Source organism: Nonomuraea ceibae (genome assembly GCF_019396325.1).
Lineage (GTDB): Bacteria > Actinomycetota > Actinomycetes > Streptosporangiales > Streptosporangiaceae > Nonomuraea > Nonomuraea ceibae.
Genome location: NZ_JAHKRO010000156.1, coordinates 1 through 19,169, shown reverse-complemented (window position 1 = coordinate 19,169; position 19,169 = coordinate 1). Strand labels below are relative to the sequence as shown.

17 protein-coding genes are annotated in these 19,169 nt (G+C 74.5%); 12 read left to right on the top strand and 5 right to left on the bottom strand.

Annotated features, from left to right (window positions below):
* The 3 genes from KME80_RS45570 to KME80_RS45560 form a co-directional block, all read left to right on the top strand.
* Positions 1-588, top strand: a 588-nt coding sequence (locus tag KME80_RS45570; protein ID WP_219518034.1) for an NAD(P)/FAD-dependent oxidoreductase, incomplete at its 5' end; no start/stop codon positions are given.
* 55 nt (positions 589-643) lie between these two features.
* Entirely contained in the window at positions 644-1,318 is a 675-nt protein-coding gene (locus tag KME80_RS45565) for a DUF3152 domain-containing protein (RefSeq protein ID WP_219518033.1), read from the top strand.
* A gap of 60 nt (positions 1,319-1,378) precedes the next feature.
* The gene (locus KME80_RS45560) at positions 1,379-2,809 is read left to right on the top strand and encodes a carboxylesterase/lipase family protein (protein ID WP_219518032.1); all 1,431 of its coding nucleotides are present in this window, start codon (positions 1,379-1,381) and stop codon (positions 2,807-2,809) included.
* Positions 2,810-2,823: 14 nt separating this feature from the next.
* Here the strand turns inward: KME80_RS45560 and KME80_RS45555 are convergent, their stop codons facing one another.
* Positions 2,824-3,402 (bottom strand): TetR/AcrR family transcriptional regulator, encoded by a 579-nt coding sequence (locus tag KME80_RS45555; protein ID WP_219518031.1) that lies wholly within the window; start codon positions 3,400-3,402, stop codon positions 2,824-2,826.
* Positions 3,403-3,512: 110 nt separating this feature from the next.
* On the opposite strand from KME80_RS45555, the gene KME80_RS45550 reads away from it, so the two are divergent.
* The 3 genes from KME80_RS45550 (at position 3,513) to KME80_RS45540 (ending at position 6,459) form a co-directional block, all read left to right on the top strand.
* Positions 3,513-4,301, top strand: a complete 789-nt coding sequence (locus KME80_RS45550) for an SDR family NAD(P)-dependent oxidoreductase (protein WP_219518030.1) — start codon at positions 3,513-3,515, stop codon at positions 4,299-4,301.
* Between the two features lie 87 nt (positions 4,302-4,388).
* Positions 4,389-5,510, top strand: a complete 1,122-nt coding sequence (locus tag KME80_RS45545; RefSeq protein WP_219518029.1) for an MBL fold metallo-hydrolase — start codon at positions 4,389-4,391, stop codon at positions 5,508-5,510.
* Between the two features lie 34 nt (positions 5,511-5,544).
* Positions 5,545-6,459 carry a pirin family protein gene (locus tag KME80_RS45540; protein WP_219518028.1) on the top strand — a complete coding sequence of 305 codons (915 nt, stop codon included), beginning with the start codon at positions 5,545-5,547 and terminating at the stop codon, positions 6,457-6,459.
* A gap of 32 nt (positions 6,460-6,491) precedes the next feature.
* Here KME80_RS45540 and KME80_RS45535 read toward each other — a convergent pair whose 3' ends face one another.
* A complete protein-coding gene (locus KME80_RS45535) occupies positions 6,492-7,439 on the bottom strand; it encodes a DUF1731 domain-containing protein (protein WP_219518027.1) in 948 nt (315 codons plus the stop codon).
* 154 nt (positions 7,440-7,593) lie between these two features.
* Between KME80_RS45535 and KME80_RS45530 the strand changes: the two genes are divergently transcribed.
* On the top strand, positions 7,594-8,184 hold the full coding sequence (locus KME80_RS45530; RefSeq protein ID WP_219518026.1) for a hypothetical protein: 591 nt from the start codon (positions 7,594-7,596) through the stop codon (positions 8,182-8,184).
* 420 nt (positions 8,185-8,604) lie between these two features.
* Positions 8,605-9,186 (top strand): hypothetical protein, encoded by a 582-nt coding sequence (locus tag KME80_RS45525; protein ID WP_219518025.1) that lies wholly within the window; start codon positions 8,605-8,607, stop codon positions 9,184-9,186.
* 375 nt (positions 9,187-9,561) lie between these two features.
* On the opposite strand, the gene KME80_RS45520 is transcribed toward KME80_RS45525, so the two are convergent.
* Positions 9,562-10,560 (bottom strand): coiled-coil domain-containing protein, encoded by a 999-nt coding sequence (locus KME80_RS45520; protein ID WP_308126205.1) that lies wholly within the window; start codon positions 10,558-10,560, stop codon positions 9,562-9,564.
* A gap of 216 nt (positions 10,561-10,776) precedes the next feature.
* Here KME80_RS45520 and KME80_RS53045 point away from each other — a divergent pair, with 216 nt between their 5' ends.
* The 3 genes from KME80_RS53045 (at position 10,777) to KME80_RS45505 (ending at position 15,159) form a co-directional block, all read left to right on the top strand.
* The gene (locus KME80_RS53045) at positions 10,777-11,598 is read left to right on the top strand and encodes a helix-turn-helix domain-containing protein (protein ID WP_219518023.1); all 822 of its coding nucleotides are present in this window, start codon (positions 10,777-10,779) and stop codon (positions 11,596-11,598) included.
* 73 nt (positions 11,599-11,671) lie between these two features.
* Positions 11,672-13,423 carry an ABC transporter ATP-binding protein gene (locus tag KME80_RS45510; RefSeq protein WP_219518022.1) on the top strand — a complete coding sequence of 584 codons (1,752 nt, stop codon included), beginning with the start codon at positions 11,672-11,674 and terminating at the stop codon, positions 13,421-13,423.
* Complete coding sequence (locus KME80_RS45505; RefSeq protein WP_219518021.1) at positions 13,420-15,159, top strand: ABC transporter ATP-binding protein; 1,740 nt, start codon at positions 13,420-13,422, stop codon at positions 15,157-15,159. The genes KME80_RS45510 and KME80_RS45505 overlap by 4 nt, the downstream gene beginning before the upstream one ends.
* A gap of 37 nt (positions 15,160-15,196) precedes the next feature.
* Here KME80_RS45505 and KME80_RS52370 read toward each other — a convergent pair whose 3' ends face one another.
* Positions 15,197-16,837, bottom strand: a complete 1,641-nt coding sequence (locus KME80_RS52370) for a serine/threonine-protein kinase (protein WP_219518020.1) — start codon at positions 16,835-16,837, stop codon at positions 15,197-15,199.
* A 146-nt stretch (positions 16,838-16,983) separates the two neighbouring features.
* Positions 16,984-18,075, bottom strand: a complete 1,092-nt coding sequence (locus KME80_RS45495) for an FAD-dependent oxidoreductase (protein ID WP_219518019.1) — start codon at positions 18,073-18,075, stop codon at positions 16,984-16,986.
* Between the two features lie 95 nt (positions 18,076-18,170).
* On the opposite strand from KME80_RS45495, the gene KME80_RS45490 reads away from it, so the two are divergent.
* Positions 18,171-19,169: methyltransferase domain-containing protein (locus KME80_RS45490; protein WP_219518018.1), on the top strand; the 999-nt coding region annotated here is incomplete at its 3' end.

Below are 19,169 nucleotides of genomic sequence, written 5' to 3'. Positions count from 1 at the left end.
CCGCCCGCCGGGCCCGCCTTCGGGGTGGGGCGCGAGGTCGAGGGCGGGCCCGGCGGCGAGGCCGGGGAGGCTCTGGAGGCGGACGCGGTGATCGTGGCCGCCGGGGCGTGGGCCGGGGAGGCGTGCCGGCCGCTCGGCGTGGAGCTGCCCGTGTTCCCGAGGCGGGGCCAGATCGTGCACGCCACGCTCGACGGCGTCGACACCGCGTGGTGGCCGATCGTGCTGCCGCGCAGCGGGCCGTACCTGCTGGGCTTCCCGGGGTCGCGGCTGGTGGTGGGGGCGACGGTGGAGGACGTCGGGTTCGCGCCGCGCGTGACGATGGGCGGGCTGGACGAGGTGCTGCAGGCGGGGCTGCGGATCGCGCCGGGCCTGTTCGGGGCGACGGTGACGGAGGCGAGGGTGGGGCTTCGGCCGGTGTACGCGCCCGGCCGGCCGCTCATCGGGCGGCTCACCGACCGGGTGGTGGTGGCGACGGGCCTGAGCGCGTACGGGCTGACGGCGGGGCCGTTCGCGGGCCGGATCGCCGCCGCGCTGGCGCTGGGCGAGGAGCCGCCGATCGACCTCGCCCCGTACGCCCCGCCGGTGTGAGGGCCGGGCGTATGATCGTCGTTCCCCCACCGTGCGCGAGTAGGGGGAGGCGGCGATGCGCCCGTTCCTGGTCCTGGCCCTGGTGCTGCTGACGGCGGGCTGCGGCGAGGCGGTCACGCCCGCGGCCCCGCCGGTGTCGGGCGTGGCCGCTACGGCGCCCGGCCCGGAGACCGGGGAAGGCGGGGAATCCGGGGAGGCCCGCGAGGTCGTGGTGCCGAGGGCGGCGTCCGGGCACTACGAGGTCGTCGGCGGGAGCGCGGCGGCCCGGCGCGGGCCGGGCCGGGCGGTGCGCTACCTGGTGGAGGTGGAGCGCGGGCTGCCGTTCGACGGCCGGGCCTTCGCGGCGCAGGTGCACCGCACGCTGAACGACCCGCGCGGCTGGACGCGGTTCCGGCGCGTGTCCCGCCCGCCGGTGCGGGTGCGGGTGGCGCTGTCGAGCCCGGCGACGACCGACCGCAGGTGCCGCCCGCTGCGGACCGGCGGCCACCTGTCCTGCTGGAACGGCACCCGCTCGGTCATCAACGCGCTGCGCTGGGCGCGGGGCATCCCCCAGTACGGCGGCGACCTGGCCGCCTACCGCCGCTATCTGATCAGCCACGAGGTCGGCCACGCGCTGGGTCACCGCCACCGGCCGTGCCCCGGCCCCGGCAGGCTCGCCCCGGTGATGGCGCAGCAGACGAAGTCGCTGGGCCGCTGCCGCCCGAACCCGTGGCCGCACCCCGAAAGGTAGACCGGCCCCATAGCGGAGAAGACTGGTGATCGCAACACGACGACGAGAAGGGCTCACGTCATGCCGACGATCACGACAGGGAAGGTCAGCGGCCTGGAGGACGACGGCATCGCCGTCTTCAAGGGCATCCCGTACGCGAAGATCCCGTTCGGGCCGCTCAGGTTCGCCGCGCCGGAGCCTGCGGACCCGTGGGAGGGCACGCTGGAGGCGACCGCGTTCGGGCCGCGCCCGCCGCAGCCGGCGATCATGCCCGGCCAGGAGCCGTGGGATCCGGCCGCCGGGCTGGACATCCTCACGGTGAACGCGTGGACGCCCGATCCCGGCGGCTCCGGGCTGCCGGTCATGGTGTGGCTGTACGGAGGCGCGTACTGGATGGGGTCGGCCGACTGGCCCGAGTACGACGGCGCGCGGCTGGCCCGGCACGGGGTGGTCGTGGTGACGCTGAACTACCGGGTCGGCATGGAGGGATTCGCCCAGGTCGAGGGCGCTCCGGCCAACCGGGGGCTGCTGGACCAGGTGGCGGCGCTGCGCTGGGTGCGGGAGAACGTGGCGGCGTTCGGCGGCGACCCGGACAACGTCACGGTCTTCGGCGAGTCGGCGGGGGCGGGCTCGGTGGCGGCGCTCATGGTGATGCCGTCGGCGGCCGGGCTGTTCCGGCGGGCGATCGCGCAGAGCGTGCCGGGGCCGTTCCTGACCTCCGAGCTGGCCTCGCGGGTGACCGGCGCGGTGATGGCCCGGCTGGGCGGCGGGTCCCCGTACGAGACGACGCCGGAGGGGCTGGTGGCGGCGTCGGCGGCGTTCGCCCGGGAGGAGCTGCCGGGCGCGCGCGATCGGTGGGGGCTGCTGACGCACATGGGGATGCCGGTGGCGCCGGTGGTCGACGGCGAGGTGCTGCCGGACACGCCGTGGAACGCGCTGGCGGCCGGGGCGGGCGCGGACGTGGAGCTGATCGTCGGGTACAACCGCGACGAGTTCACCGTCTTCCACGCGATGGCGAGCGGGCCGCCTAACCTGGCGGCGGCGCTGGAGGCGCTGGCCCCCGACGGCGCGGACGCCGCCTACCGGGCGGCGCTGCCGGGAGCCTCGGACGGCGACCTGTACGTGCGGCTGATGTCGGACTGGCTGTTCAGGATGCCGAGCGCGCTGCTGGCCGACGCCCATCACGGGACCACGTACGCCTATGAGCTGACCTGGGCGCCCACCCCGGTGCTCGGCGCGTGTCACGGGCTGGACGTGCCGCTGGTGTTCGGCACGACGCGGGGCGAGCTGGCGCTCATGCAGGCGGGCGGCTCGCCGGACACGGAGGCGATGTCGGAGCAGTTCCGCACGGCCTGGACCCGGTTCGCGGCCACCGGCGACCCGGGCTGGCCCGCCTACGACCCGGCGACGGCGGTCACCCACCTGTTCGACGTGAAGCCGTCGGACGTGGCCGACCCGGAGGCGGCCTCGCGGGCGCTGTGGTCGAAGACGGGCGTGCGGGTGATCGGCTGAACGCCCGGCGGTGATCAGCCCGCGTCGCTGAGCCGCTCCGCGCCGACGCCCCTGAGCAGGGTGTCGACCAGGCGGGTGGCCAGGGCGTCGGGCTCGCCGGGGCTCTGCGCGGCCTCGTGGATGAGCGCGTAGTAGACGCGCCTGGCCCAGTCGAGGTCCACGTCGTCGCGCAGCACCCCGGCCGCCTGCGCCCGGCGGAACAGCTCGGCGCAGCTCTCCTCCACCTCGGCGTGGACGCGGGCGACCTCGGGCCCGGCCGTGGCGGCGCGGCTCATGGCGAAGCCCCAGTCGATCTTCACCCGGAGCACGTTGGCGGTGGCCTGGTAGAGCGCGACCAGGGGCGGCGTGGTCTGCGGGCCGGCCGCGGCGACGGCCTCGGCGAAGCGCCGGGTGGCCCACTCGGTCATGGCCTCGACCAGCGCCTCGCGGGAGGCGAAGCGCCGGTGCACGGTGGTGCGGGCGACGCCGGCCGCCTCGGCGATCTGCTCCATGCTGGCCGACGGGTTGCGGCTGAGGACGCGCTCGGCGGCCTCCAGGATCGTGCGTACGGTCCGCTCGGCGTCTGACCGGCGGGCCCGGGTTCCCTGGCTCACGCGTCACGAGGATACAGCACCGTACCGCTTTGCCGAAGAGTTGCATCATCAGTGTCGCATCTTCTATGGTCTACGCATCGAGCTTGTCGCAACTAACGAAGGGCTTCATCATGGACCTGCGACTCACCGGCAAGACCGCCGTCGTCACCGGAGCCGGCCGGGGCATCGGGCTGGCCATCGTCCGCACGCTGCGCGAGGAGGGCATGCGCGTCGTGGCCGGAGCCAGGACGATCACGCCCGAGCTGATCGCCACCGGCGCGACCGGCGTCAGCGTGGACCTGTCCACCCCCGCCGGGCCCGGCGAGCTGGTCGAGCGGGCGCTGGCCGAGCTGGGCGAGATCGACCTGCTGGTCAACAACGTGGGCGGCGGCGACGGCGGCGACGGCCAGACCGGCGGCTTCCTCGGCTTCACCGAGGAGCAGTGGCGGCTCACCCACGACCTCAACTTCCTCAGCGCCGTGCGCGCCACCCGGGCCGCGCTGCCCAGCCTGCTGCGCGGGAGCGGCGCCGTCGTGAACGTCTCCTCCAACGGCGCCCGCGTGCCGCACGCCGGCCCCGTCCCCTATACGACCGCCAAGGCCGCGCTCACCGCCTGGAGCAAGGCGCTGGCCGAGGAGTTCGGGCCGCAGGGGGTGCGGGTCAACACCGTCTCACCCGGCCCGGTGCTGACCGCTATGTGGGAGGCGCCCGACGGCTACGGCGCGGCGCTGGCGGGCGCGTTCGGCCTGCCGCACGAGCAGCTGCTGGCCGGGCTGCCCGGCACGATGGGCATGACGACCGGCAGGTTCGTCACGCCCGACGAGGTCGCCTCGCTGGTGGCGTACCTGGCCTCACCGCTCGCCGCGAGCGTCAGCGGCGCCGACTACGTCGTCGACGGCGGCGCGACGAAGACCGTCTGACGCCGCGAAACGGCGTCCGTCCCCGGGAACACCGGCGGCCCCGCGATCAGTTGAGCTGGTGTACCGGAATTCAGGGGAGAGTGAGCGATGGCAGGTTTTCGGACGGCACGACGCATCCTGGTGGGGGGCGCGGCGCTCGCCGCCGCGGGATGGGCGCTCCGGGACGTGCCCGCCGAGCTGGGCGTGCGCCCGCTGACGTCCGGCCCGGAACGGGCGGCGCGGATCCGGCGCTCACCGCAGTTCAGGGACGGCGCGTTCGTCAACACCATGCCCGAGGGCACCGCGATGATCACCACGCCGCCGGTGGGGCTGCTCGGCGAGCTGGCCAAGGACAAGGAGCTGCGCCGGCCGCCCGGCCGGATCCCGGTGCGCATCCCGCCCGCCGACGCGCCGCCCGCCGACGGCGTCCGGGCCGTCTGGTACGGCCACGCGTCCACGCTGGTCGAGATCGAGGGGCGGCGGGTGCTGTTCGACCCGGTGTGGAGCAGGCGGCCGTCGCCGACGCGGCTCGTCGGCCCCAAGCGCCACCACGAGCCGCCCGTGGGGCTCGGCGCGCTGCCCCAGGTCGACGCCGTGGTCATCTCCCACGACCACTACGACCACCTCGACCTGGCGACCGTGCGCACGCTGATCCGCACGCAGAAGGCGCCGTTCCTGGTGCCGCTCGGCATCGGCGCCCACCTGGAGCGCTGGGGCGTGCCCGCGTACCGGATCGTCGAGCTCGACTGGGACGAGGAGGCCGTGGTCGGCGGGCTGCGGTTCGTCGCGACGGCGGCCCGCCACTTCTCCGGCCGGACGTTCTTCCGCAACGACACGCTGTGGGGCTCCTGGGTCGTGGCCGGGGCCGCCAAGCGGGTCTTCTACGCGGGCGACTCCGGCTACTTCGAGGGCTACAAGGGCATCGGCGCGGCGCACGGGCCGTTCGACCTGACGCTCATGCCGATCGGCGCCTACAGCCCCGCCTGGCCCGACGTGCACATGAACCCGGAGGAGGCGGTCAACGCCCACCTCGACCTGGGCGGGCGGCTGATGCTGCCGGTGCACTGGGCGACGTTCACGCTGGCGCTGCACCCCTGGTCGGAGCCGGTGGACCGGCTGTGGCGCGAGGCCAAGGCGCGTGACGTGCGGATCGTGGTGCCCCGTCCCGGCGAGGCCGTCGACACCGCCGCCGCCCCGGCCGTCGACGGGTGGTGGGAGACGCTCGGCTGAGCAGCGGTGCGGCCGACAGCCGTACAGTCTCAGGGTGAGCAACCTTGAAACGGACCCGCGCGAGATCCGCTGCGCCGCCGACGGCGGGGGCGAGGAGCTGCTGGAGGGGCGGTCCGTGCCGCTGGGCGGGCCGCGGGCGATGGCGGTGAGCCGCACGCTGCCCGGCGTGCGGCGGCGGCTCATCGGCGCCTGGTGCTTCGCCGACGCCTACGGGCCCGAGGTGACGCGGATGCGGGTGCCGCCGCACCCGCACACCGGCCTGCAGACGGTGAGCTGGCTGCTGGCGGGCCGGGTGCTGCACCGCGACAGCCTCGGCAGCCTGCGCGAGGTACGGCCCGGGCAGCTCAACCTGATGACGGCCGGGCGCGGCATCTCGCACTCGGAGGAGTCGCCGCACGAGACGCTGCACGGGGTGCAGCTCTGGGTGGCGCTGCCCGGGACCGACCGGCGCACGGCGCCCGCCTTCGAGCACCACGCCGCGCTGCCGGAGCTGACGGGCGACGGCTTCTCGGCGACCGTGTTCATGGGGGCGCTGGGCGGGGCCGTCTCCCCCGCCACGGTCTTCAGCCCGCTCGTGGGCGCGCAGGCGGCGGTCGACGGGACGGCCGAGCTGCCGCTGGATCCGGCGTTCGAGCACGGGCTGCTGCTGCTCGACGGCGAGGTCGAGCCGCTGCGCGCGGGCCCGCTGCGCTACCTGCCCCCGGGACGTGACCGCATACGGCTGAGCGGGCGCGGGCGGGTGCTGCTGATCGGCGGCGAGCCGTTCGGCGAGGAGATCGTCATGTGGTGGAACTTCGTCGGCCGCGACCACGACGAGATCGTGGCCTTCCGCGAGGAGTGGGCATCGGGCGACGGGTTCGGCGTCGTCGAGGGCTTCGGCGGCCCGCCGCTGCCCGCCCCCGCCCTGCCCGGCACCCGGCTCCGCCCCCGCGGCCGGGTCCGCGAATGACCTCGGCCGAGGTGGGGGCGTCCGGTCGCGCGCTAGCGGGCGCCGGTGCGTGAGCGGCGGACGAGGTCGCGGGCGGCCTGCGGCCACTGGCCGAAGTCGAACGTGAAACCGGCGTCGAGCAGCCGCCCGGGGACGACCCGGCGGCTCTTCAGCAGCAGCTCGGTGTCCGAACGCATCGCGAGCGCGCCGAGCTCGGCCATCCACCGCGTCGCGGGCAGCCCCACCGGGACGCCCTTCGCCCGGCGCAGCTCCCGCATGAACGCGCGCTGCGGCAGCGGGTCCGGGGCGGCGAGGTTCACCGGCCCGGTCAGGTCGTCGCACCCGGCCAGGAACTCGACGGCGCGGGCGAAGTCGCGCTCGTGGATCCACGACACGTACTGGGCGCCGCCCGCGATCGCTCCGCCGAGGCCGAGCCGCGCCATCCGCAGCAGGACGTCGAACACGCCGCCGCGGTCGGGGCTCATCACCATGGCGGTGCGCAGGGCGACCTTGCGGGTGCCCGGCGTACTGGCCCGCTCCTGCTCCCGCTCCCACGCCTTGGCGATCTCCACGCTGTAGGCCCAGTAGCGCGGGACGCCGGGCTCGCCGCCGCCGATCACGCCGGTCGCCTCGTCGTTGGCCGCGTCGAAGCGGTGGGCGTAGACGGTGGCGGTGCTCATCTGCAGCCAAACCCGGGGCGGCCGCGCGGCGGCGGCGATCGCCTCGCCGACCACCCGGGTGGAGCGCACCCGCGACCGCATCATGGCGCTCAGCGTTTCGGGCGTGTAGCGGCAGTTGACGCTCCGACCGGCCAGGTTGACCACGAGGTCGCTGCCGTCGATCTCGGCCGTCCACGGCCCCGGCGTCTCACCGTCCCAGTGAACCTCGCCCTCGCGCGCCGGCCGCCGGGTCAGGACCACGACGTCGTGGCCCGCGCCGGTCAGCGCCCGCCTAAGGATCGCACCCACCTGCCCGGTGCCGCCGGGTATGACAACCTTCATCAGGCTCCCCCCTAGATGCCGGGACTGAGCCTAGACGCTCTCCTTCCCGGGGCACCGGGCGCCCCGGCGAACAGGACCTCTCCCCCGGGCCGGCGCCCGGCAGTATATTGATCTTCCCGGCGCGTGAACCGCCCGCCGAGAAAGGTCGTGCGAGTTGCAGAACGTCCTGGCACAACTCCCCGCACTCATCGGCGTTCTGCTGGGCGCGATCGGAACGTACGGCGTCACCGCACTCACCGAACGCACGAGGTGGAAACGACAGCTCGCCACGCGCTGGGACGAGCGGCGCGTGATCGCGTACATGGAGTACGCGCACGCCGTCAAGAAAACCATTTCCATCTGCATGAAGCTGGCATCCCAGCGAGGCGTGGGCGCGGAACTGAACTTTCTCGCCCCGGAATACTCGAAGTCGGACCTGGCGGCGGCGGAGGAAGAACGAACCATAAGCTGGGAGGCCGTGCTTCTGTTCGGGAGCGACGAGGCCATCGTCGCCGGAAGAAAGTGGCACGAAGCTGTTTTCCGGCTGGAATTGATCGCCGACGGGCAGGAGGCGGATCTCACGTGGGATCTCGCCGTCCAGGCGACCAGCCGGGCGCGCGGAGAGTTCTATCGAGTGGTCAAGCGCGAGATCGGCATGCGGGAGGCGGGGGCGCCCGGAACCTACGAGTGGCAGCTCGGCACTTTCGCGAGCAAGCTCCCGGCGCACGAAACCCGGCCCGGACTGAACCGCTCAGGTGATGCGTAACTCTCTTACGAACGGCTGAATCGTTCGAGAACCTCCGGACCCAGGGGATCGGGACATCCGGGGTGCCGGTCCTGCCGGACGGCCGCGTCCAGCTCATCGTCGGGGCGCCGGGTGAGCGTACGGACGGCCCGCGCCGCCGGGCGATGGGAGAGCAGGACTCCCCCGACGCCCGCAAGCACCACAGGCAAGGCGCCTGCCGTGCGGGCCAGGAGGTCGCCCATGCGCCGTCGGCCGCTGGCCACGGTGCCCGGCCGCTGCGGCCTGCTGCGGATCTGGGCGCACGACGACCCCTGGCACACCGGGCCACCCGGATCTTGTCCAGCACCGTGATGAAACGCGGGCAAAGAACTTCTGGCCAAATAGCCCAGCCTCGCTGATGATGTGGACGATCCCCTCACCTACATAGGCTGCGGAGGGCCCATGAAAGCACTCGGCCGTAGATCGAAGTTATTCAGGGTGCTGGCCCCACTGGTCGCCATCATGGTCATTTCGACTGGGACCGTGGTGTCGACCGCTACCGGGGCACTAGCCGGCATCACGTCGCGCACCGACGACCTGGAGGGCGTTCCGCAGACCAGGTGGCAAGGCGGGGGCGACGGCGACGGGATCGCCGGCTATGACATCAACCAGCCCGTAGCGCGTTCGGGGGTGAATAACGGCTGGCTCTACGTCGGCAATGGCTGGGCCGCAAATCGTATTCCGATAACCCTCGACGGCGGCTTCGTCGATCGATACAACTGCGCGGTAGGAGTATGGGTCAACGTTCTGTATTCTGGCGCGTTCGTCGGCCTACAGGTCTGGAATCCGAACGGATGGCATATCATCGCCGAAACCTATCCCTGGGTAACGGGCGGAGGCTACAAGCAGATATCCATGTCCGGATTGAACCTGCAAGGCTACTCGGGCACCATCTACCTACAGGTGATCTTCGGTAACAGCAACGGCGTCAAGACATGGGTGCGCTTCGACGACATGTCCATCGCCTGCACGAATCCCTACTGAACGTCGGCACGAGCCGGCACGGCTCGACGCCCTCGGCGCGCACCGACGGAAACCGGCAGTTCCACCCCGGCGAGGCGCGCCCGCTCCGCAACCAGGTCGGCGAAGTCGTAAGCGCGCTCCACGCGAGCGCTCACGCGTTCGGCGAGCCTGCTTGCGCCATGAGCATCGTGCGCCACCTCGTGCCACTGCTGCCGCGACCTGTGCGTGCGGAGGGCCTGCGAACCCGCGCCCCTCGCAGGTGGCTTCCGGGCGTCATGGCCGAGGACCGGCCCACGCGGAAGACAACAGGCGTGCTGCTCTCGGTCCGGTGGGCAGAGGAACCGGGACAAGCCCCTACATAGGAGAAGATTCGCCTGGTAGGGCGGCCCCTGTGCGTCAGTAGACCGAGATGTGCGGGTGGTCGTAGTGGTTGGCGGTGGCGCCGCCCCGGTCGGACATGTAGCGCCACGCCCCGGTGCGGACGTGCCAGATGCGCTGGCGGTAGATGATGTACATGATGCCGAGCCGCTTGGCGTTCTTGATCGCCCAGGCGGAGATGTCGTGGCCGCGCTGGATCTCGGCGGCCGACGGCATGGCGCCGCCCCGGCTGAGCATGAAGTCGCAGGCCCGGCCCAGCGGGTGCTCGCCGCCGTCCTGGATCGCCCGGTAGCAGCCGATCCCGAACGGCACCACGAAGCGCTTGGCGATGAGCGTCTTGACCAGCCGCATCCGGGGGGTGATGTTGTCCGGCCCGCCGGGGAGCTGCGGGAGCCAGGTGCCGTCGCCGCGGCGGCCGGGCGCCTTGTGGAGCTGGTCGATCTTGTCCCGGATGCGCTCGATCTGCTTCTCGGCCTTCTCCCGCTTCCCGGCGAGGTCGCCGACGGTGGCCGACAGTTCTTCGGCGCGGGCCTCGGCCTCCTTCTGGGCGTTCAGGTGCCGGTCGCGCACCTGGGTGTAGCCGCTCAGCCTGGCCTGCTGCTGGGCGATCAGGTGGTCGCGCAGCGCCAGCCGGTTCAGCAGGTCGGCCGGGTCCTCCTCCTCGGCGACCATCGTGAGCTCGTTGCGCCTGCCGCTCATGAACTCGGCGACGGCCATCGTCCGCAGGTAGGTGGACTCGCGGTCGAGGATCTCCTGGGCGGCCTCCAGCTTCTCGCGGGCGGCCTTCTCGGCCTTCTCCACCCGTTGCAGCTCGCGGCGGCCGTGGTAGTAGTCCTCGATCATCCGGTCGGAGTCCTTGCGCAGCGCGGCGAGCTCCTTCTCCAGGCTCTTGACCGTCGGCTTCGGGTCGGCGCCCGCGGTGCCGGGGACGATGAGCAGGGCCGCCACGACGGCGAGGACCGCCGTACGGGAACCGAGCGAGCCGCGCCGCCGTCCGGCGGGGGACGCAACCGCCACGCTTCTCCTTTGCCCGATCCGCAGGGCGGAATCCGGTCAGGACGTAAATCAGGCCGGGGGTGCCCTCTATCGAGGCAAGATAGTAGGGGATCCTCCTGCGTGCCCGGCAATTGACGGATTCGGCAGGGGTCGAGGCCGCCTGCTCGATAACGGGTGCCCGAAGATACTGTCGGGGTATGTACGGAAATCGTCCTGCTAGATCATCCGGTCCCCGCCGTGGTCGTGCGCGCTGAGCAGAGCGGCGGCTGGGAGGTCGTCCGGGGGCCCGGCCCCGGCGGCGGCGTGGAACTCGTGGGCTACCGCGACCGCGCCGGGCGGGGCCTGGACATGCCGGTGCTGCCGCAGCCGGGGCTGACGATCGTGCTCGTGCTCGACGGGGAGCTGCGGATCGAGCGGTCCGGCCCGGTGACGGCCGGGATCGTCAGCGGGGTGGGGGTCAACTCGGTACGGGTCCACGGCCGGGACGTGGCCTGCGTGGACGTCCACCTGTCCCCGCTGGCCGCGTACTCCGTGCTGGACGGGGCGGTAGCCGAGCTGGCCGGCACCGTCGCCGGGTTCGAGGACCTGTGGGGCGCCGAGGCGCGGCGGCTCCGCGGGGCGCTCGCGGGCGCGGGGCGGTGGGAGGAGCGGTTCGCCGAGCTGCGCGCGGCGCTCGCCGGGCGGATGCACGCGGGCCGGTCCGTCGACCCGGAGGTGGCCTTCGTCTGGCACGGGCTGGTGGCCAGCGGCGGGCGGCGCCGCACGAGCGACCTGGCGGCCGAGACGGGGTGGAGCCGCAAGCGGCTGTGGACGCGGTTCAAGGCCCAGATCGGGGTGACGCCCAAGCGGGCGGCGATGATCGTGCGGCTGTCCCCCGCGATCGACGCGATCATGGCGGGGACCGCGCCCGCCGAGGTCGCCGCCCGGTACGGCTACGCCGACCAGCCCCACCTCACCCGCGACCTGCGCGAGCTGGCCGGCTACACGCCCGCGTCGCTTTATCGCGCCTGGAACGGGGCCGGGGGCCGGGGAACATTCGTTCAAGACGCCGCCGGGTAGGCCGCGCCAGGGTCGTGGACATGGTTCACGAACACCCTCACGAACACATGCAAGAGCACCCGCGGGTCGCGTCATGAGCGGGCAGGCCGACGACGCCGAGCACCGGGAGGCCGTGCGGGCGCTGCGGGAGCTGCGCCGTCCCGTCGCCGGGCGCGTCCGGCCGGCGTGCGTGCTCGCCGGGCTGGGCGCGCTGGCCGGGCTGGCCCCGTACGCGGGACTGGCCGAGCTGGCGGGCGCGCTGCTGGCCACGCCGCCGGACCGGGACCGGGTGGTCCTGGTGGCGGCGCTGATCGTCCTCGGGCTGCTGCTGCGGGGCGCGTTCATGAGCGCGGCGCTGACGATCACGCACGTGGCCGACGTGCGGCTGCAGGCGGTCGTGCGCCGCCGGATGATCGCCCACCTCGGCCGGGTGCCGCTCGGCTGGTTCTCCCGCAACTCCTCCGGGGCGCTGCGCAAGACCGCGATGAGCGACGTCGACGCGCTGCACCAGCTCGTCGCCCACCAGGCCGTCGAGACCACCGCCGCGATCGTCACGCCGCTCGGCGCGCTCGCCTACCTGCTGGTCCTGGACTGGCGGCTGGCCCTGCTCGCGGTGGCGACGGTGCCGCTGTTCGCCGGCGCGTACGCGTACATGGAACGCGGTTCGAACGACGTCATGCGCAGGATCGACGAGAGCAACGCGAAGCTGGGCTCCGCCGTGGTCGAGTTCGTCTCGGGCATCGCGGTGGTCAAGGCGTTCGGCCGGGCCGGCCGGGCGCACGCCGCCTACCGGCGGGCCGCCGAGGAGTACACGGAGTTCTTCGCCGCCTGGGTCCGGCCGATGGACCGGATCGAGGCGCTGGCGGGGCTCGCGGTGTCCGCGCCGGTGGTCGGCCTGGTCGCCGTCGCCGGGAGCGCGTGGTTCACCGGCGCGGGCTGGGTGACGCCGGGCGAGGCGCTGGCCTGCGTGCTGCTGGCCTTCGTGATCCCGATCGCGATCGAGCCGCTCGGCTTCGCCTCGCTGAGCCGCCGCTCCGCCGCGGCCGCCGCGCTGCGCATCCAGCGGCTGCTGGAGGTCGCGCCGCTGCCGGCGCCCGCGTCGCCGCGCCGCCCGGCCGGCCACCGGGTCGAGTACGACGACGTGCGGTTCGCCTACGACGAGCACGACGTCCTGGACGGGGTGAGCTTCACCTGCGAGCCGGGCACGGTCACGGCGCTCGTCGGTGCGTCCGGCTCCGGCAAGTCCACGCTGGCCACGCTGCTGCCCCGCTTCCACGACGTCACCGGCGGCGCGGTCCGCGTCGGCGGCGTGGACGTACGGGAGATCGACCCGGCCGAGCTCTACCGGCACATCGGCTTCGTGCTGCAGGACGTGCGGCTGCTGGGCGGCTCGATCCGCGACAACGTCGCGCTCGGCCGGCCCGAGGCGACGGACGCCGAGATCCACGACGCCTGCCGGGCGGCGCAGATCCACGACCGGATCCTCGCGCTCCCCCGCGGCTACGACTCCGTCGCCGGCCACGACGCCCACCTGTCCGGCGGTGAGGCGCAGCGGGTCGGCATCGCCCGCGCGCTGCTGGCCGACACGCCCGTGCTGGTGCTCGACGAGGCCACCGCGTTCGCCGACCCCGAGTCGGAGGCGGCGATCCAGGACGCGCTGTCCCGCCTGGCCGGCGGCCGGACGGTGCTGGTGATCGCGCACCGGCTCGCCACCGTCGCCGGCGCCGACCGGATCGTCGTCCTGGACCGGGGCCGCGTCGCAGAGACAGGCACCCACGCCGAACTGCTCGCCTCGGGCGGGCCCTACAGCCGCATGTGGGCGGCGCACGAGGAGGTCGCGGCATGATCGCCGATCTGAGGCTGCTGCTCGGCCCGGACCGGGCCCGCATCCTGACCGGCTACCTGGCCTGGACCGTCGTCTACGGCCTGCTCAGCGGCGTCGCCGCGGCGCTGCTCGTGCCGGTGGTCGAGGACCTCGCCGCCGGCGACCGCGACGCGCTCGGCCCGCACCTGCTGGCGCTCGCGGCCGTCACCGCCGTGGCCGCCGCCGTCCGGTACGCGCAGACCGTACGGGGGTCGGCCGCCGCGCTGCACACCATGTCGGCCATGCACCGGCGGCTCGGCGACCACCTGGTGAGCCTGCCGCTGGGCTGGTTCGACGCCGGGCGCACCGGGCGGCTGACCCGCGTGGCCACCGACGGCACCATGATGATCACCGGGATCTTCGCGCACCTGCTGGCGCCCCTGGTCATCGCCGTCGCCTCGCCCGCCGCCGTGACCGTCGCCCTGTTCTGGTACGACTGGCGGCTCGGGCTCGCCGCCGCGCTGTCCGTCCCGGTCCTGGCGCTGGCGTTCCGCTTCGCCGCCGCGAGCCTGTCGCGCGGGGAGGCGCGCAACCACGCCGCTGACGTCGAGGCGGCCACCCGGGTCATCGAGTTCGGCCGGGACCAGCGGGTGCTGCGCGCCTTCGGCCGCGGCGCGCACGGCTACCGTCCGCTGGAGGAGGCGATCGAGGAGCAGCGGCGCACCCGCCGCCGCACCCTGGCCCAAGGCGTGGCGGGGCTCACGGTGGGCGGGCTCGCGGTGCAGCTCGCCGTGACGGCGCTGCTGCTGGTGTGCGTGTGGCTCGCGCTCGACGGGGCCGTCACGCCCGCCGCCGCGGTCGCGCTCATCGCGCTCGCGTTCCGCTTCGCCGGCCCGCTCGCCGACGCCGTCGAGTACGCGGGCGCGATCCGGATCGCCGGGAACGACCTGCGCCGCCTCACCGACGTGCTGCGCGAGCCTGCCGTGCCGGAGCCGGCCGTCTCGGCGCCGCTGCCGCGGCCCGGGCGGATCGAGCTCGACCGCGTCACGTTCGGCTACCGGCCGGGGACGCCGGTGCTGCGTGACTTCTCGCTCACCGTGCCGGCCGGCTCGGTGACCGCGCTGGTCGGGCCGTCCGGGTCCGGCAAGACGACCGTCATCCGGCTCATCAGCCGGTTCTGGGACGCCGGGCAGGGCACGGTCCGCGTCGGTGGCGCCGACGTGCGCGAGCTGCGCACCGAGGACCTGATGGGGCAGCTCGCCCTCGTCTTCCAGGACGTCTACCTGTTCGACGACACGCTGGAGGCCAACATCCGGCTCGGCCGGCCGGAGGCCACCGGCGAGGAGCTGGCCGAGGCGGCCCGGCTCGCGGGCGTGGACGAGATCGTCGCCCGGCTCCCGGACGGCTGGCGTACCCGGGTCGGGGAGGGCGGCGTGTCGCTGTCCGGCGGCGAGCGCCAGCGCGTCTCGATCGCGCGGGCGCTGCTCAAGCGGGCGCCGATCGTGCTGCTGGACGAGGCCACGGCCGCGCTCGACGCCGAGAACGAGCGCTTCCTGCGGCGTTCGGTCCGTGAGCTGGCCCGGCACAGCACGGTGCTGCTCGTCGCGCACCGGCTGGGCAACGTCGTCGAGGCCGACCAGATCGCCGTCGTCGAGGACGGGCGCGTGACCGAGACCGGGACGCACGACTCCCTCGTGGCCGCCGGCGGGCCCTACAGCAGGCTCTGGCAGGCGCAGCGCGGCGGGCGGGGCTGGCGGCTCACCGCCGTCCCGTCCTGACCACCGCGCATCCCGGCGCCCCTGCCCAAGGGGGTCGTCAGGCGTCCGGCGGCCTGTTCCGGCGGGTTCTGCGGACGGCGAGATGCCGGCCGAGGAGCACCGAGCCGGGGACGAGGACGACGCCGAACAGGCTGGTGCCGAGCCCCAGGCCGACGTCGGCGTCGAGCAGCCCGTCGCCCTTGCCGCCGAGGACGGGCACGTCCACCGACACCTTGACCGACACCGAGACCAGCGGCTCCTTGCTCTTGGCGGGCGGCCGGGTGCTGGGAGGGGGCGGCGGGGCGCTGGTGGCGGGCGGGTCCGGGCGCTCGGTGCCGGGCCCGGGTTCGGGCTCGGGCCGCTCGTGCTCGTCGGGCTCGGCGGGGCCCGCCGTGCCGGTCGGAGCGGGGGCCGTGGCGGGGGCCTTGGTGGGCGCGCCGGTGGGCGCGTCGGTGGACGCCGGGTCGCCGGGGCCGGCGTCGCGGGTGGGGCGGTGCGCACCGGGCGTGCGGGCGGGCGGGGCCGTGGGGCCGAACGTCGCCGCCCGGGCAGGGTCGCGGGCCCGGTCGCGGGCCGGTGGCGTGCCGGGCGGGGCGGTGAAGCGCACCGGGGGCGTCATCCAGCCGGACGCCGTGGGCTCCGGGCTGCCCGAGCCGGGTACGGGCGCGGGCTGCGACGTGGCGGGCGGGGACGCGTACCGGGGGCCGGGTGTCTCGTTCCAGATGAGGAAGACGGAGACCACCGCCACCGCGGTCGCCAGCACGAGCCCGCCGGTCACGGCGAGGCGGGAGGCGGGCGCGAGCCCGGCCGGGAAGGGGAGGGTGCCCGCGCCGGGGGCCGGCTGCGGGGCGCGCAGGGTGAGGAACGGCACGGTGAGCGCGCCCAGCCGGGAGCGGCCCCGCGCCTCCCACCGCGAGCCGTAGGCGACCGACGCGACGCGGTCCAGCTCGGCCAGGAACGCCTCGGCCGAGCCGGGCCGCTCGGCCGGGTCCTTGGCCAGCCCGTACAGGACCAGGCCGCGGACCGGCTCGTCGACCGCGCCCAGGTCCGGGACGGCGTGCCGGTGCTGGTGGGCGAGGGCGGCGACGTTGTCGCCGGTGAACGGGCGGCGGCCGGTGAGGCACTCGTAGAATACCGCCGCGGCCGCGTACACGTCGGAGCGCGGTCCGGCCGGGGCGTCGTCCCACCGCTCGGGCGCCATGTAGGGCGGGGTGCCGGCCGGCGGGCCCGCCTCGCCGGCGCGCGCGGCCACGCCGAAGTCGACCAGCTTGCTGCCGCCGTCGTCGGTGAAGATGACGTTCTCGGGCTTGAAGTCGCGGTGCACGATGCCGTGGCGGTGCGCCTCGGCCAGGCCGAGCAGCGCGCCCTTGAGCACGGCGAGCGCGGCCTCCGGGCCGGTGCCGCCCTCCTGCCCGAGCAGGCGGCGCAGCGGGACGCCGTCGACGAGCTCCATCACGATGGCGGCGCCTGCCTCGTCCTCCACGTAGTCGAGCAGGCGGGCGATGTGCGGGCTGTCGAGCTCGGCGATCACCCGCGCCTCGGCGCGGAAGCGCGCGGCGAAGACGGGGTCCTCGCGTAACCGGTCCGACAGGTGCTTGACGGCGACGGCCGTCCCGTCGGAGTCGCGCACGGCCAGCGTCACGTGCCCGGTGCCGCCGCGCCCGAGTTCCCGGATCTCGGTGTAGCCGGGAACTTCCATGACGGAACCTCCGCGTTCGGGGGGGAAAGATCCTTCTGCGGGGGACGCTAGCCTATCGTCACAGCCTGTGTCGAGAGGTTCCGAATTTGTAACCATGAACCGCTGAGTCGGTATTTTTCCCCTCGCCGATGCGGTCCGGCGAACGCTCAGGCAGCGGGCACGCCGGCTGACCCGCCGATCAGTCCGGGCCGGTTTTCGGACGCCCCCGACAGCAGCCGGCGCACCTCCGCGGCGGCGGTGCGGCCGGCCCGGTTCGCGCCGATGGTGCTCGCCGAGGGGCCGTAGCCGACGAGCTGCAACCGGGGCTCGCGCACCGCCCGGGTGCCGTCGACCTTGACGCCGCCGCCCGGCTCGCGCAGCCGCAGCGGGGCGAGATGGTCGAGCGCCGAGCGGAACCCGGTCGCCCACACGATCACGTCCGCCTCGTGGTGCCGCCCGCCGGCCCAGGCGACCCCGCCGGCGGTGATCCGCTCGAACATCGGCACCCGCTCCAGCACGCCCTTGGCCAGCGCGTCGCGGACGACGGCGGTGTGGCCGAGCCCGGTGACGCTGACGACGCTGCGCGGCGGCAGCCCGGCCCGCACCCGCTCCTCGACCAGCGCGACGGCCTCCCGGCGGGCCTGCTCGCCGAACTCGCCGTCGCGGAAGTCGGGCTCGCTGCGGGTGACCCAGAGCGTGCTCGCGGCCACCCCGGCCAGCTCCGACAGCACGTGCGCGGCCGAGTGCCCGCCGCCGACCACGACGACGCGCCGCCCGGCGAACTCCGCCGGCCCCCGGTAGGAGGCGTAGTGGAGCTGCCGGCCGCCGAACGCGCGGGCGCCCGGGTAGTAGGGCCAGTACGGGCGCGTCCAGGTGCCGGTGGCGTTGACCACCGCGCGGGCCGCCCACTCCCCCGCTCCGGACACGACGGTGAGCCGGTCACCCGGCAGCACGGCGGTCACCCGGACCGGCCGCAGCACGCGCAGCCCGGCGCTCGCCTCGTAGCCGGCATAGTAGGCGGGCACCACCTCGGCGGCGGGCCGCGCGCCGTCGACCTCGGGCTCGCGGCGCACGCCCGGCAGGTCGAAGATGCCGTGCACCTTGTCCATGGTCAGCGTCGGCGACCGGTGCCGCCACGCGCCGCCAGGCCCGTCGGCCGCGTCGAGCACCAGCGGCTCGAAGCCGAACCTGCGCAGGAAGTACGCGGTGGACAGGCCCGCCTGCCCGGCGCCGATGACCACGACGTCGATCTCCTCCATGTCCTGTCCCAACCACGCGGGCGCCCGCCGTCTTCCTTGACAACCCCACACGTTATGAACGATCGTTCATGAACGTACGTTCACATGGAGGCGCGATGATCGTCAACGAGCACCAGTCCGAGGCGTGGAACGGCTACGAGGGCGCCCACTGGGCCGGCCACCCCGACCGCTACGACGCCGTCAACAGCGGCTTCAACGACCACCTGCTCCGGCACGTCGCCGACGGCGACCGGGTGCTCGACGTCGGCTGCGGCACCGGCCAGATCAGCCGCCTGGCCGCGCGCCGCGCCCGCCACGTCACCGGCGTCGACCTGTCGGCCCCCATGCTGGAGACCGCCCGCAGGCTGGCCGCCGCCGAGGGGCTCGGCAACGTCGCGTTCGAGCGGGGCGACGCGCAGGTCCACCCGTTCGAGGCGGGCGCGTACGACGTGGCGACGAGCCGGTTCGGGATCATGTTCTTCGCCGATCCGGTGGCCGCGTTCGCCAACATCGGACGGGCGCTGCGGCCCGGCGGGCGGGTGGCGTTCCTGGGCCTGCGCGACCCGGGCGACCTCGGCACGGTGCTCGCCGCCGTGGCCGCCCACCTGCCGGAGGCGCCGCCGTCGCCCGACGGCACCTCGCCGCTCTCGCTCGCCGATCCCGGCCGCGCCGCCGAGGTGTTCACCGCCGCCGGCTTCACCAGGGTCCGGGCCGAGGCGGTCGAGGCCGAGCAGGTGCTGGGCCGCGACGCGCGCGACGCCGCCGACTTCCTGGCCGCAGGCGGCCCGCTCCGCCACCACCTCCGGCACTCCGACGCCGGCTCCGCCCGCCGCGCCCTCGCCGCCCTGGAGCCCGCGCTGCGCCCCTTCGAACGCGACGGCGCCGTACGGCTGCGCGTCACCGCCACCCTGATCACCGCCACCCTGATCACCGCCACCCTGGACACCGCCACCCTGGACACCGCCACCCTGGACACCGCCACCCTGGACACCGCCACCCTGGACACCGCCACCCTGGACACCGCCACCCTGGACACCGCCACCCTGGACACCGCCACCCTGGACACCGCCACCCTGGACACCGCCACCCTGGACACCGCCACCCTGGACACCGCC

Coding starts and splice junctions, on each gene's coding strand:
- KME80_RS45565 (WP_219518033.1), top strand. CDS start 644: ATGCGCCCGTTCCTGGTCCTGGCCCTGGTGCTGCTGACGGCGGGCTGC.
- KME80_RS45560 (WP_219518032.1), top strand. CDS start 1,379: ATGCCGACGATCACGACAGGGAAGGTCAGCGGCCTGGAGGACGACGGC.
- KME80_RS45550 (WP_219518030.1), top strand. CDS start 3,513: ATGGACCTGCGACTCACCGGCAAGACCGCCGTCGTCACCGGAGCCGGC.
- KME80_RS45545 (WP_219518029.1), top strand. CDS start 4,389: ATGGCAGGTTTTCGGACGGCACGACGCATCCTGGTGGGGGGCGCGGCG.
- KME80_RS45535 (WP_219518027.1), bottom strand. CDS start 7,439: ATGAAGGTTGTCATACCCGGCGGCACCGGGCAGGTGGGTGCGATCCTT.
- KME80_RS45525 (WP_219518025.1), top strand. CDS start 8,605: ATGAAAGCACTCGGCCGTAGATCGAAGTTATTCAGGGTGCTGGCCCCA.
- KME80_RS45510 (WP_219518022.1), top strand. CDS start 11,672: ATGAGCGGGCAGGCCGACGACGCCGAGCACCGGGAGGCCGTGCGGGCG.
- KME80_RS45505 (WP_219518021.1), top strand. CDS start 13,420: ATGATCGCCGATCTGAGGCTGCTGCTCGGCCCGGACCGGGCCCGCATC.
- KME80_RS52370 (WP_219518020.1), bottom strand. CDS start 16,837: ATGGAAGTTCCCGGCTACACCGAGATCCGGGAACTCGGGCGCGGCGGC.
- KME80_RS45495 (WP_219518019.1), bottom strand. CDS start 18,075: ATGGAGGAGATCGACGTCGTGGTCATCGGCGCCGGGCAGGCGGGCCTG.